This window comes from Roseateles subflavus, assembly GCF_030285365.1.
Taxonomy (GTDB): Bacteria; Pseudomonadota; Gammaproteobacteria; order Burkholderiales; family Burkholderiaceae_C; genus Roseateles_B; species Roseateles_B subflavus.
The window spans coordinates 13,310-26,448 of record NZ_JASVDS010000010.1 but is presented as its reverse complement, the minus strand read 5'-3'; the positions used below and the strand labels follow the sequence as shown (position 1 = coordinate 26,448).

Here is a 13,139-nt window from a genome sequence, read left to right as displayed (position 1 = left end):
CACTGTAAGGCCTGCGGCTTGCCCAGGCTGGCCAGACGGCCTGCGGTCCGGCGCCGGCCCCCGGTTGAATCGCCCCGGCGTCCCCAGCCACCGGTCAGCCTTTCACGGATGGACTCCCGGACGTTGGCCCAATGACCGGTCACGCGGCCGATCGGACATCGGTGCTGCAACTGTGGGCCAGACCGATGTGCCGCTCCCTTCACAACCGCTTGCGCAGATCCCCATGGCCGTCCGGCGCGCCGATGCGCACCGCATGGCCATGTCGCCACACTCACCCGAGCGCCGGCTCCAGCGTGGCGTAGCGTCCTGTGACGACCAGAACGGCGTGAACAACGTTCGGCACTGAATGAACTTCGACACCAGATTCAGACCAGTGCAGGTGTCGAAGTTCATTGAGTCATGCAATGGGCTTTCAGGGACATCAGATGTTTAGCGCGCACCTGCGCATGGGGTCCTGCAATCAATGCTCGTTGAGTTTGCAAATATCAATGAAATTATTCATTGAGTTCACAAATTATCTAAACAACCCCAGCGTCAAAATCGAAGCCCAATGCATGCCAGATGCATTAAAAGTGCATTCCAAATGCAAACTCCGCGCATGTAACATGCAAACGCTCAGCAGCTTGGGCGCAATTTATTAACCAATTTGCAAAAACCTCGCATTTGGTAATAATGTTCGGTACGAATTGTGTTGTCGCCGACCATGCCAAAGATCACTCAGCAGGACTTAGCGCGCGTGAAGCAGGAGTTCTATCTGCGAGGCGAGTCCATTGCTTCCTGGGCTCGGGACCGCGACTTCCCCCTGACTACGGTGTACCAAGTCCTGAGCGGCCGTTGCCACGCGCTACGTGGGGACTCACATCGAATCGCAGTGGCTCTGGGATTGAAGCCCAGCTGGCCATCATCAAAGGCAGTGGAAGCCCCACCCCATGCGGAGGACGCCATGTAGAAACAAAAACGCCGACCCGTCTTTCGACAGATCGGCGCTTAGGGGCTGTAGAAACAACCAAGTTAGCACCTTTAGTTTCTACCCTCTTGCGCACGACGTCAAGCCCCCGGCCACCGGTCGGGGTGGCTTTGTATTGCCAATACTCGGGCATGAAACCAGCACGTCAGGTCATTCATCGGTCGAACCACCGCAGCGTCGGTTCGATTAGCGCCACTTGGTTCCAAGACTCGCCGATTCATCATGAGTCCGATCTAGAAGCAGGGGTGATCAAGGTTCTGCTTATGTGCCCTCTCGTGAGGCACATTCAGCATCAGCCGACGACGCTGGCGTACATCGACGATGACCAAGCGCGCTCTCACATCCCGGATCTCGGTTTGACTCTAGTGGACGACGTAAAGGCCATAGTCGAGGTCAAGCCGCAGAAATTTGTTACTGACCACGTGTCGAAGTTCAATGCTTGCGCCGCCTTGCTGCAGGCCAAGCAAATGAACTACTACGTCTGCACGGATGAGCACGTGACCGAGGAACGAATTGCGCGGGCGACAGAGATCCTGGATTCAGCGAAAAGGGCAGCCCCGAATGATGCGCTCCAAGCGCTGACCGCTTGGGTTCAGCGGAAGCGAAAAGTGCTTGTGCAGGACGCCCTCGCGGCAGGCTACAGGGAAGCGTTGATCCTGCATGCTGTTGGCCGGCGTCATCTCGTCACCGACCCATCGTTGAGACTTGCCCCTGAGGATTGGCTCACTACGCAGGAAACCGCGGATGAGCAACTCTCACTTGCAGCTTGGCTTGGCAGTGGTCCATGGCCAGGTAGCAACCAACCATACCAACAGTGCAACCATACAACTGGGACTCCCCCGCCATCTGAAGGCACTTAAGTCTCAGACAGGCTGCACGCAACGCCCGCATGCACAGGGCTCTCGTCGCACTCCAATTCATCTTGGAGGAGCGCGATGAGCACCTATTCGTTGACGGTCGGACTGATCGTTCGGCATGGAGACCGCACATGGCGTCTTGAGCGCCAGCTACAGGACGGCCTGCTGGTCTTCATCGACCAGATCACTGGCACGCCCCATACGCTGACACCGTCAGCTCTTCAGCGAAGCATCCTCGCCAAGAAGTACGTCGTCGTCCATGGAGATCAGATATCCGCATCTTCGGCACCGAACAGCGCCGTGCCATTGATCAAGACTTTGGACGACTTCGCGCCTCACGACGCAAAGGAAGTGCAGCGACGGTACCGATATGTCATTCACATGAAGCGGATGGGCCTGAGTCGGGGCATGTACGGAAGGATCCAAGACGCCGTCAGCGACTTGAAGGGCCTCATTCCCAAAGGCAGTGCGGACGCCGAGCAAATGCTGGATCCCCGGGTCCCTAGCGCTTGGACAGTCATGCAATGGATGAAACGTTGGGAGGAAAGCGGCGGCAACATCGTTAGCCTACTTCGTCGTCATTCAATGAGAGTCACTCCCAAGCGTCTGGACAGTAACGTCCTGCGCATTGCCCGGGACAAGGTTCGCACCTTCTATTGCACCCAAGCACGGCCCACGGCAGCTGCGACCCATGTGCAGATTGACGCCGCACTCGCACGGGAAGCTGCGAAGAACGGCACTCCGGTTATGTCGATTAGCGCCAGCACGTTGCGGAGGTTGATCGATGAGGTACCTCCCTACGAGCGCGACGTCAGCCGTTTCGGCAGGGCTTACGCCCGCAACGAGTGGCGCTACTCTTTAAAGGGCATAGACGCTCGGCGTCCGATGCAAAGGTACGAGATCGACCACACAGTCCTGGACATCGTGGTTATCAGCGACATAAGCGGCATGCCGCTGGGACGCCCAACCATCACCGTCCTAATCGATGCATTTTCGGGCTACGTCGCAGGCTTCTTCATCTCCTTCTGGGGAACAGGTCTCGCCAGTTCATTGGCTGCACTCAAAGTGGCAATTTCTCCAAAGGACGAGTACTGCCAAGGTCAGAACCTCGAGCAAAAGTGGCTGCCTTACGGAATCCCGTCACTGATGGTGGTGGACAACGGACTTGAGTTCCACTCCCCTCAGTTCTTGGCGATCGCACAGCATCTGAACACCGACCTGCGCTTCTGCGCGGTCCGCCAGCCTTGGCTCAAGCCCTTTGTCGAACGCGCACTTGGCGCACTGTGCGCCTACCTTCCCTCTCAAGGGCGGGTAGAGAAGCGGCTGGACAACTACTTGCCAGCGAACCCAGACAAGTCAGCGGCAATCACCTTCAGTGCTTTGTGCAGCGGGCTCCAGAAGGCCTTTGTAGACATCCATCCATTCGAACCGAATGAACGGAAGCTTTGGCTTCCTTTCGATCGATTTTCGGAAGGAATGGAGAAGCAGTTGCCACCCAATCTCCCTACGAGCACCAGCGAGTTGGACATCATCGTTGCCGTTAGCAAGTCGCTTACGGTTGGAAATGAGGGGGTGGTCATGAACTACTTGCGCTTCAACAGCATCGAACTGCAACAGATCCGGCGCCACGTCGGTCTGACGTTCAAGGCCAACATCAAATTCAATCCTGAAGACTTGAACATGATTCATGTCCAAGACCCACGCAGCAATGGCTGGCTTCCAGTACCAAGCTGCCAGCCCGAGTACACCGCAGACTTGTCCCTCGTCCAGCACAAAGCAATTCGGGCACAGCTAAAGGGTGACCTTACCCGCCGCCAGATTCCCGAATACCTGATGCGCACCAAGGCTGAACTCGCAGACACCTGGAACTCGCAAGCCGTAATCGGCAAGCGCCTCAAAGGCAACCAGCTGCGTGCAATGGCAGGCCTGACCTCGAGCCATGTCCTGCTGCCGAACAGGCAATGCGATACAGCCCCCCTCGAGAGACGACCGGCCGAATCAGTTCCGCTACTCACGGACGATGAACTTGTTCCGCTGTCCACGAGCATCCCCGACTTCGAAGCCTTTGCCATGTTGTGAGGTCGCGTGAACGCATTTGATCACTACACGCAGCCAGAACCAGATGGCGATGACGACGGACTACAGCTCAAGGCCCGGCGGCTGACAACCTACTCCGCGGAAGCATTGAGAACGGCGCATGTCATCGACAAGCTGGTTGTGACGCACTCGGACTTCCGGGACGGCCTTGCCGCGATGGACAGGACGTTCCAACTTGGCCACGAGTTCAGCGTGCCAAAGGGACTCCTACTTTGCGGTCCTCCAGGCAGCGGGAAGTCCACGCTGATCGACTACTTCCAGCGCTCCCTTCCAGCTTCTAAATCGATCGATCCAGGCATGGGGGCAATATCAATTCGCTTGGCTCGTTCAGTAGCGTTAAGCACTGTCGTTGAGGCCGTACTGTGTCGGCTGGACTACCCCTTCCCCAAGGTCACGAGCACGACCGTCGGCGTCAAGAAGGGCCTGTCATACCAAGCGGTACGCCGAAAGGGCACTCGCCTCATCTTTGTCGACGAAGCACACAACCTTTGCAGGTCATCCTATGGCGGAGGACGAGCACAGGGAAGCGGGACGGCATTAACGAACTATTTTTCGGAATTGATGGATGTGGCGCGCGTAGGGCTGTGTCTCGTCGGCGGCCCAGACCTGGCGCGCCTCGCGGATACCGATCCGTTCCTCGCAAGCAGATGTCCGGTGCGGCTTGAATTCAGCAACTTCACGCTGTCCGGACCCTGGTTAGGTGTAGTGAAGGCCTTCATCAAGCAATGCGCGGGTGTCGACCTATCGCTCCTCGATACCGACCGCCAACGGAAGGCACTGCATCAGGCGACCCAAGGCAACCTTCGGTCGCTCAAGGACTTGCTCACGGAAATGGTCCTGGTCGCCGTTGATGCGGGAAGCAGGAAGCTGGAGGTTCAGCTAGCCTCCACGGCCTTTGACCGCGTCTTCGGATCGACGGCCCGCTCAAGCAACCCCTGGGCTAGCTAGATGAGCGCGATGGCAATTGAGCTAGAGCCGATGGCCCTTGAGTCAGCAGAGGGCTATCTGCTGCGCGCCCTGACAGCAAACGGCGCCAACGTTCGCGACCTTCTTGCACTTCGCCGTGGCACTGCTCGCCGCCACATTTCGCCGGAAGACGCCCGGCTCTACGAGTCATTGACTGGCGTGGCGGCCTCTTGGTTTTCCTGCCGAATCCCCACAGCAGTGGCCGGCGAACGTTGGAGCGAGTTGGATCTCTTCGGCCTTCGCTGGCGCAGCGACTGGACCGTGCGAGCTCTTTATGGGCAGGTCTGCCCTGAATGCCTCGCTGACAAGCATTTCGCGCGCCTAGAGTGGGACCTGATGGCGTTCGTCGCCTGCCCGGTGCACAGGTTGCTGCTTGTGGATCGGTGTGCGGAATGCGGCAGATCTCTGATGCCGCATCGCCCTGCCATTGAGGTATGCCGCTGCGGAGCCTTCATCTCCAGGCCGCAGGACAATCTCCAAGTTGCAGATCCTTTGATCCTCGCCTGGTGCTCGTGGCTCTCCGCTACGGTGCAAGCCGCCATCCAGCAAGCACCGCTGCCCGCATCTCCCTTCGAGGGCCTTATCGGGCTCAGTGCTGACGGGATTTACCGCCTTGCCATATGCCTTGGAGGAGGCACGCGTGCATTGCGTGGCGCCCAGCTCAACTCGCCAGGTCCATGGCTTGCAACTTCAGCAGTGGACGTCGTCTTGCAACAGGGTCTTGCGGCACTCGCTGAGCTCGAATGCGGTCAAGCGCCAAGCATCAAGCTCCTTCCTAGCAGCGGAGACTCTCTCGCTGAGCAGGCGTATCGCGGAGTCACTCTGGCGGATCGCAATGCCGCGGCAACTCTTCGACGTCGACTACGGTTGCCTTCACGCTGGCGAACCTCACGAAAGCTGCTTCACCGGCAAGGCGACCTGTTTGAAGGCTGGTCATGAATCCGAAGCGATTCGACGAACTTGTGGAGGTTTGCCAAGCTATCGACTTCGAGACCCCCGCATCTTGGCTCACTCGTACTGCCTTGAGGCAGGGCACCTCGGTGCGGCACATCGCGGAGCATCTGGGTTGGCCCGTCGTAGGAGACCTCGACTTACTGTTCCCCTCCATGTATCCCTTCGGTCTGCCGAAGGGCGTAGCGGCGATTGCCAGGCTGGAGATCGCTCGACGCGTAATGGCTGGGTTCAAGCAAACGGGCATCTCGCCCGATCGGCTGCTCCTCAACGAGCGAAAGAGAAGTTGCTACCGATTCTGCCCACTGTGTCTTGAGTCTGACCGCACGCCCCACATCCGCATCCACTGGCGATTTGCTTGCTTTATTCACTGCCCATTGCACAACTGCCTGCTAGAGGACGCATGCCCCCACTGCCAGGCAAAGATTCGTTTGCCGCTATCGCTGCTTCATGCGGGCCCGACTGGCAAGGGAATTGCGGAGTTGGATGCCTGCCGTCGATGCGCTGGCTCGCTCGCCGACGGCGAGCCTCAACTGCTGCGCCCCTCTGCAAGCGACAGCAATGATTGGGAGAAGGCCCGACTTGGCAACGGAAGAGCCGTCCTATCAGCGCTGTATCACGGCTGGTTTCGCGTCGAAGGACAGACCGCCGTCAGATCACTGAAGGCACTTCGAAGTGTGGACCAGAACGGACTGATTCCGAGGCGAGCATAGAGGCCCCCTAGTGCCGACAACGCTCGCATCACCACTCACCTGCTGAAGGGCTACACCAGCCCCATGTCAGTCCGCCAGAAGGGCGCCCGATGATGGCTGTGCTGATCCCACGGGAATGATGCCAAACCGGCAGCAGCCCATTTCAAGGCATATCGACCTAGACTCGAAACATGGTGACATCAAAGTCTTCGGCCAAAAGACTCGCTAGACAGCGTCTTTCCAAGCTCGCTGTGAAGCGCCTTCGCGCTGCCAAGGCTGAGCGAGCTCGCTTCTTGGCGTCAGTTAAAGCAACTCGGCTGACCGATGCTGGCGCGCAGAAGGCCACCCAGTTGGTGGAACGAGTTCGCGCAGCAAAGGCAGCGCACTTCCTGCAGCAGTACCGCATCAATGCGCACGGAGTTGGATGATGATTCAAAGGGCCCTTCATGGAGCCCCGCTCGATGAACAGGTCGCCGCTAACCCGGGAAGCGACTCCTGGACGAGATCGAGCGGGGTCGGGGCTGCATTAGGCTGACCTCGGTCCTTCACAGTGCTCCGCCTGAACGTCAGTGACCACGCAGACCGGTCATTAGACGCCGCTGGCTCTGGCCGGCTGCTTAACCTCCAGCACCAGTCGGTCGACCGCGGCTCAAACGTCGTGCCCACATGAGCGACCCGTAACGCGTGCAGAGCTGGATCAAGCAAGCGGGCCTGAGATCCGAGGACTTTCTGCTCCCGAGTCGCATGGACGGCTCAGGTCGCCTTCGCCGCCTTCCTACGGTCTCGGATAGATTGGAGAGCGGCCCGAAGCTCGGCGATGTCGGCCTTGACGTTAGCGGCCGAGGGCCGAGGCAGACCGCGCGCCCCCGACTTGTCGTGGCCTTGAAGGATGTCACCGGCCTTCTTATACAGGCGCTGCAGCGGTTCGCATTCGGCGGCCTGGAGACCTACGGTATCGATGATGTTGGGCACGCGCACGTAGTCGTTGTACCGACTCAGGACACCGGCAAATACAACCTCCTCAACCCCGCGCTCGATGACCTCCCGCAACTTTCCGTAGATTTGACGTACGGTCTCGTCCAACTTGTCGTTGGTAAGGGTCTGCTCATTCGCCTCAAACTGGCGAGACCACTTCTCCATCGCATCTATGCGGTCTGTCGTCTTCAGATGCTGCCAGGGCAGACCCTCGTTCACGTATCCAGCTTGGGCTTGGCTGTAGGTCAGATGCCAGAACAAGCTACTCACCGCTGGGGCCTGCTCAAGAGCGACCATCAACTCGGCCAAAAAGATGGTGTCGTGCGTGAAGACGATTACCTGACGGTGGGCCGCTTCCTCGACAAGGCGCAAGGCCACGCTCTGTCGTCGTTGGTGGTCCAAGGACGACACGGGGTCGTCGAACACTGCCGGCCCACGATGACCGCTCGCCTTCAACTCAGCGAAGAAGGATGCAATGGCGATGACGCGTTGCTCGCCCTCACTAAGAATCTGCTCGGGCTTGTCGAAGCTCGGCAGCCCGAGGACAAGCTTGACCTTGGGCTTGCCCTTGTCATTGCGGGCCTTCAGCTTTGCCTGCAGGTGCGCGACGCCAAGCCGCTCGAACTCATCGTTCAGAGCTTCGCCGAGCTGTTTCGTGATGGCTCCGCTGGCGAGCTGGCCCGCCTTGTCCGAGATTGGCTTAGTCCTGAGCTGAGCCAGGCAGATGCCGAGTGCGTGTGCCTTTCGCTTAGCGGCCAGCAAGGCAAGCAGAGCCTCCCTACGCAGGGAGAGTTGATGCCGTGAGGAAAGCTCTGCCGCTTCGGTTTCCAGCTTGACCTTCGCGCCGGCGTCCTTGATAGCGTCGAAGGCCAGCGCAGCTGCCTCATGCACGGCGATAAGCCTGTTCGGGACGGTAGTCACATCAGCGTCGACGGCGGGGCAATGGGACCAGTCGTGAGTCTCTGCCAGGGCACGTACTAGCCAGTCGCGCCGAGCTTGAAGTTCCTCCACAAAAGCGCTGCGCTGAGCGGCCCACTTGGCGTCGGCATCGCCCACCGCGGAAACGGTGACGGCGTCGAGATTTGGATCGCAGGTAAGCGCGCGCAGTCGGACAAGCTCCTGCTGCTGGATTTCGCGCTGCTGGGTAGCTTGCGCGCTGGCGCTGTCAGCAACGTAGGCTGCGAATCGACCAAGTCGCGCGGCGGCGCCTTCGTCGAGTGGCGACTGGCACAACGGGCATGGTGCACCGGCCTCCACCGAATGCTCGTGCTGGGCCACAAAGGCGGCAGCGGCCGAATACAACGATTCCCACGCAGCCTCGCCGGTGCCGGCCAGCATTTGGCCGTCGCCACGCATGCGCGCCGCCGCAGCTTGCTCGGCTTGCAACGCCACAATTAGTGCACCGTCGAGCGACTGCAGCCGTTGCACTTCAGCGTCTCCGACCGACAGCCCAGCCGTTTCCAAAGCGGCAACCAGCGTTCGCAACCGCGCAGCCTGGTCCCGCAAAGATTTTGCACGTTCGGCAGGTGACTTCTCTGCAAGTGCCTCTGTTAGGAAGGCCAAGCGCTCTGCGTCCTCTGGGCTGAAGGCTGCAGCAGCTTCGGCCTCCGCGTCAGTGGTCAGGTGCGTCAGCTTTGCCAGGAACTTCGCCACGGCCGTGTCGCCAAGTTTGAGGTCGGCGAAGCCCGCATCCGACGCGTTGCAGGCGTCGAGCTCAATCTGCACGCCCTCCGTCAGCTTGGGAAACACGTTGCGCGCCAGGTTCTCGACAATGTCCAGCCCCCACGGGGCAAAGGTGAGCTCTCCCTCTTGGTCGGTGTAGGCCCGCGCGCACTTGGTGTCCAAGATGGCGACTGACGCCAGCTCCGCAGGCGCGGGTTTGTCGGCGGCCCAGGCTACTGGGTACGCCGTGTTGTTTTGGTAGACGATGAATGTGGCCGACGGCGTCTCGTGCAGCAGCTCATGCTGCCTTGCATCAGGAAGAACCGGGTCCTCCTTCACCCGAGCGCGGCAGGCAGCTTTGATGACGCGCGAGTAGCCGGACTTGCCCGCGCCGTTGTCACCATGTATGACAGTGAGACCGCGCGCCACGAAGTCCAGCTTCTGCTTCGGGGCCAGCCGGTTGACATGTTTCAGGTTCTCCAGTGCTGTCAGCACCAGCGGCTCTGCCTGCTTCGGCTCCGGCGCCGGCAGGTGCTCTTCGGCAAGTCGTATGGGAGCTGGCGCAGCTACTACGGCGAGGCCGTTATGCGCGCGGAGCATCTTGGCCAGGTCAGCGAGGTCGGGCTCGTCGAGCGTGCCCCTCTGAATCAGTCGCCGAACGGCATCGCTCTGCCAAGGCAATAGCTCGTCGGTAGCCCAGCGCAGGATGTCTTGAAGAAGTGCCATCGCCTTCCCTCCCTAATTTCTCTTGATGTTAGGCGCAGGCGAATACGCGCGGTGTGGCTTTGCCCGGAGCTGCGAGGCAGTAGAACGAACACTTTCAGACCGGCACAGGCCATCCAAGCATCGAGACGGCTGAAGCCGGTCGGTCTTGCGCTCCTTGAACAGATGGCGATCGACAAGGCGGCACTTGCATATCGCTGTGGGCTCGCTGGCTAACGACCGCAGCGACCTCGGCATCAGTCGCTGGCGCCTTCTATAGCTGCGGGTGTGTCGGCGACTGCTTCATGCCAAACAGCGTGACCTCATTTGCTGCCCGTCGACGACGGCACCCGCTGCGCAGCAGCCATGCAAGTGCCAATGGCAGCTTCAGGCTGCTAGCAGTCATTAACGAGCGACTGCTCTCTGGTGGCTCTCCACGGCCGCGTGCAGTTGCGCGCCCGACTGTGCCGCCAGTGCGTCCATGGGACTGCGCACCGCCCCTCCGCCGACCTTGAGCACATGCGTGTAGATCATGGTGGTGGCGACGTCGGCATGGCCCAGGAGATCCTGTACCGTCCGAATGTCATAGCCATCCTGCAGCAGGTGCGTAGCGAACGAATGCCGTAGCGTGTGCGGCGTTGCCGGCTTGTGGATGTCAGCTCCTTGGATCGCCCGCTTGAAGGCCCGCTGAAAGGTTTGGTCGTAGAGATGGTGCCGGCGCACGACACCCGAGCGAGGATCCACCGAATGATGATCCTGCGGAAACACCCAGAACCACGCCCACGAGGCCCCGGCACGTGGGTACTTGCGCTCTAGCGCATCCGGCATCTCGACGCCGCCTTTGCCTGCAGCTTGGTCAGCGGACCAGAGCACGTGGGCGCGCTGCAACTGCACCTTGAGCGGGATCTGCAAGGCCTCCGGCAGCATAAGCACGCGATCTTTGCCCCCTTTGCCGTGCCTTACGATGAGGGCGCGGTGCGAGATGTCCAGGTCCTTGACCCTGAGCTGAAGCGCCTCGGCGATTCGAAGTCCCGTGCCATAGAGCAACTGCGCCAACAGTGCATGCTCACCCTGCATCATGGCGAACACCCGGCCCAGTTCCTCTCGGGTCAGCACGACGGGAATCCGGCGCTGGCTGCGCGGTCGACCGATTTCCTGCATCCAGGGCAGATTCACACCCAGCACCTTGCCGTACAAGAACAGCAAGGCCGATAGCGCCTGGCGATGGGTCGAAGAAGCCACTCGTCGTTCGTCAGCCAGCCAGCTCAAGAACGCTTCGACGGCCTCGGCGCCCAAGTCCTTCGGATGCTGCAGCCGGTGAAAACGGATGAACGCCCGACACCAGTACACATAGGCCTCTTCCGTGCGCAGGCTGTAGTGCAGGAAGCGAATGCGCTCGCGCAACTGATCCAGGAGCCGCTTGGACCGCAGGGGAGGCAAGTCGGCGGCGGGCACTGGCGGCGGTACCCTCTCAGGTGCGATTGACGAGCCCGGCATCCTTGCCTCCAATCCACCCTTCTGGGCGACAAGCCTTCGGCTAGAGGGCCCGAGGCGAGCGCTCTTCGACGAAACTGACGTTGTGCCGGATTTGTCGGCCGTTAGTGCTGTATAAATTAACAGCTGATATGCAAGAAATCAAGCAATGGCGCGGTCTGCAGGCCGGTGATGTGTCCGATGCTATGCAGACAGGCTTCGGTGTTATCCAGCAGAACTGTCGCCCTACAACCTAGTTAGGAAAATCAACGGCCCGCGGCTGGTACCTGCTAGATCGGAACACGAGAACTATGGACACGGCGCCCTATTCCATCGAAGCCTTTGAGCGGACCTCAAGCGATACGTTCAAAGCTGAGCTGGCGCGCAGGCTGCAGGCGGCAGTAGAAGCCGAACTTGGCCCTGCTGTGCGAGAGATCATGAGCCGCGTGGCCGCAGAACTGAATCAGGTCGGTCACGAACTGGCGCCCTACGGCGAACAGACAGACACCGAGAGTCACTATCGGCATGTGGTGGATTCCGATGACTACAAGCTTTTGCTGGCATGCGACGTCGTCGTGACAACCTACTTTGGAGCGAGCGGTGGAAGACGCTAGGACTCCAATTCTCTTAGGCAATGTAAGTTGGCTCTTCATTCAACCGAAGTTGCCTAACCAGTCGCTCGAGCCGACTCGCGCCGGCAAGCCGCCGCTCGCAGCTCAGCTTCAACGTTAGGCCGCAATGGGAAGGCCCATGGATATCGATCCGCTCACCGTCGAACTCAGGCGCTTCATCCTTACCTACGCAGAGCACGATCCGGACTGCCCAGGAATTGATGCGAACGCCTGGGAAGAGCAGCGCCGCGTTTGCATTTGTGGCCTTGCCCAGCGGCTGGACGAGCTTCTGGGGAAAGTCGATGAAAGGCTTGCGCAGTGAACACTTTCTATTGCAGCGATCGGCCTAACCAGTCGCTCGAGCCGACTCGCGTCGGCAAGCCGCCGCTCGCGGCTCAGCTTCAACGTTAGGCCTCACAAAGTGGATCTCAGCCTTACCTTCCACGACAACACGACCGGGCACCAAGACATCGTGCTGCGCTTCGCCGGGCAAGAGTGGATATGCGACTCGTATTACCTCGCAATCGACAGCGCGCTTCTTCCAGATGTCGAAGACGAGCAAAAAATTCGAACAGTTCTTTTGCGGCTTCACGAGCAGTGGCTTGAAGCAGTCTGCAGCCTCAAGGTCGGCGAGACTGCAAATCTGCCGTTTGACCTCTCAGACCAATGTACGGGCTGGTTGCGCTGCACAGCCACGTCGAACGGGTTTTCGGTCATTCAAGGTTGGTCGAGTGTCGAAGGCTGGTCTTTCTCCCCCTCCTCAGTCGGAGGCCTGATGCACAAACTAGAAGACTTTCGCGCTAGTGGCGCAGCGGTCGAAGTAGCCAGCAGTGAGTTTCTGGCTGCCATTCGTGAGTCTGCCTCGCGTGCGGCCTAACCATTCGCTCAACCGGACCCGCAACGGCATGCCGCCCTCGGACCTCATTTCATTCTGGCCCTGCGGCGTCCTGCCGTCGCGGGCCGGTTAGCTCAAACGTTAGGCCGCAATGGGAAGGCCCATGGATATCGATCCGCTCACCGTCGAACTCAGGCGCTTCATCCTTACCTACGCAGAGCACGATCCGGACTGCCCAGGAATTGATGCGAACGCCTGGGAAGAGCAGCGCCGCGTTTGCATTTGTGGCCTTGCCCAGCGGCTGGACGAGCTTCTGGGGAAAGTCGATGAAAGGCTTGCGCAGTGAACACT

The 13,139-nt window shown here is 59.9% G+C and carries 12 protein-coding genes; 10 read left to right on the top strand and 2 right to left on the bottom strand.

All coding sequences use genetic code 11. The features are described 5' to 3' along the window. Positions 1–703 precede the first annotated feature (703 nt). From QRD43_RS22720 to QRD43_RS22715, 6 genes are all read left to right on the top strand, one after another. Complete coding sequence (locus QRD43_RS22720) at positions 704–949, top strand: DNA-binding protein (RefSeq protein ID WP_350339831.1); 246 nt, start codon at positions 704–706, stop codon at positions 947–949. Positions 950–1,098: 149 nt separating this feature from the next. Next, positions 1,099–1,827 carry a TnsA endonuclease N-terminal domain-containing protein gene (locus QRD43_RS21940; RefSeq protein WP_285984655.1) on the top strand — a complete coding sequence of 243 codons (729 nt, stop codon included), beginning with the start codon at positions 1,099–1,101 and terminating at the stop codon, positions 1,825–1,827. A 75-nt stretch (positions 1,828–1,902) separates the two neighbouring features. Continuing rightward, positions 1,903–3,903, top strand: a complete 2,001-nt coding sequence (locus QRD43_RS21935) for an integrase catalytic domain-containing protein (protein WP_285984654.1) — start codon at positions 1,903–1,905, stop codon at positions 3,901–3,903. A 6-nt stretch (positions 3,904–3,909) separates the two neighbouring features. Continuing rightward, positions 3,910–4,869, top strand: coding sequence for an AAA family ATPase (locus tag QRD43_RS21930; RefSeq protein ID WP_285984653.1), 960 nt, complete (start codon positions 3,910–3,912; stop codon positions 4,867–4,869). Further along, entirely contained in the window at positions 4,870–5,826 is a 957-nt protein-coding gene (locus tag QRD43_RS21925) for a TniQ family protein (protein WP_285984652.1), read from the top strand. Then, complete coding sequence (locus QRD43_RS22715) at positions 5,823–6,551, top strand: TniQ family protein (RefSeq protein ID WP_350339830.1); 729 nt, start codon at positions 5,823–5,825, stop codon at positions 6,549–6,551. Before QRD43_RS21925 ends, QRD43_RS22715 begins: the two co-directional genes overlap by 4 nt. Before the next feature lie 732 nt (positions 6,552–7,283). Here QRD43_RS22715 and QRD43_RS21920 read toward each other — a convergent pair. Then, positions 7,284–9,893, bottom strand: coding sequence for an AAA family ATPase (locus QRD43_RS21920; protein WP_285984651.1), 2,610 nt, complete (start codon positions 9,891–9,893; stop codon positions 7,284–7,286). A 381-nt stretch (positions 9,894–10,274) separates the two neighbouring features. Further along, positions 10,275–11,366 carry an integron integrase gene (locus QRD43_RS21915; protein WP_434063920.1) on the bottom strand — a complete coding sequence of 364 codons (1,092 nt, stop codon included), beginning with the start codon at positions 11,364–11,366 and terminating at the stop codon, positions 10,275–10,277. A gap of 287 nt (positions 11,367–11,653) precedes the next feature. Between QRD43_RS21915 and QRD43_RS21910 the strand changes: the two genes are divergently transcribed. From QRD43_RS21910 to QRD43_RS21895, 4 genes are all read left to right on the top strand, one after another. Then, on the top strand, positions 11,654–11,956 hold the full coding sequence (locus tag QRD43_RS21910; RefSeq protein WP_285984649.1) for a hypothetical protein: 303 nt from the start codon (positions 11,654–11,656) through the stop codon (positions 11,954–11,956). A 136-nt stretch (positions 11,957–12,092) separates the two neighbouring features. Then, a complete protein-coding gene (locus tag QRD43_RS21905; protein WP_285984647.1) occupies positions 12,093–12,275 on the top strand; it encodes a hypothetical protein in 183 nt (60 codons plus the stop codon). 99 nt (positions 12,276–12,374) lie between these two features. Then, positions 12,375–12,830 (top strand): hypothetical protein, encoded by a 456-nt coding sequence (locus QRD43_RS21900; protein ID WP_285984648.1) that lies wholly within the window; start codon positions 12,375–12,377, stop codon positions 12,828–12,830. Positions 12,831–12,951: 121 nt separating this feature from the next. After that, the gene (locus tag QRD43_RS21895) at positions 12,952–13,134 is read left to right on the top strand and encodes a hypothetical protein (protein ID WP_285984647.1); all 183 of its coding nucleotides are present in this window, start codon (positions 12,952–12,954) and stop codon (positions 13,132–13,134) included. Positions 13,135–13,139 lie beyond the last annotated feature (5 nt).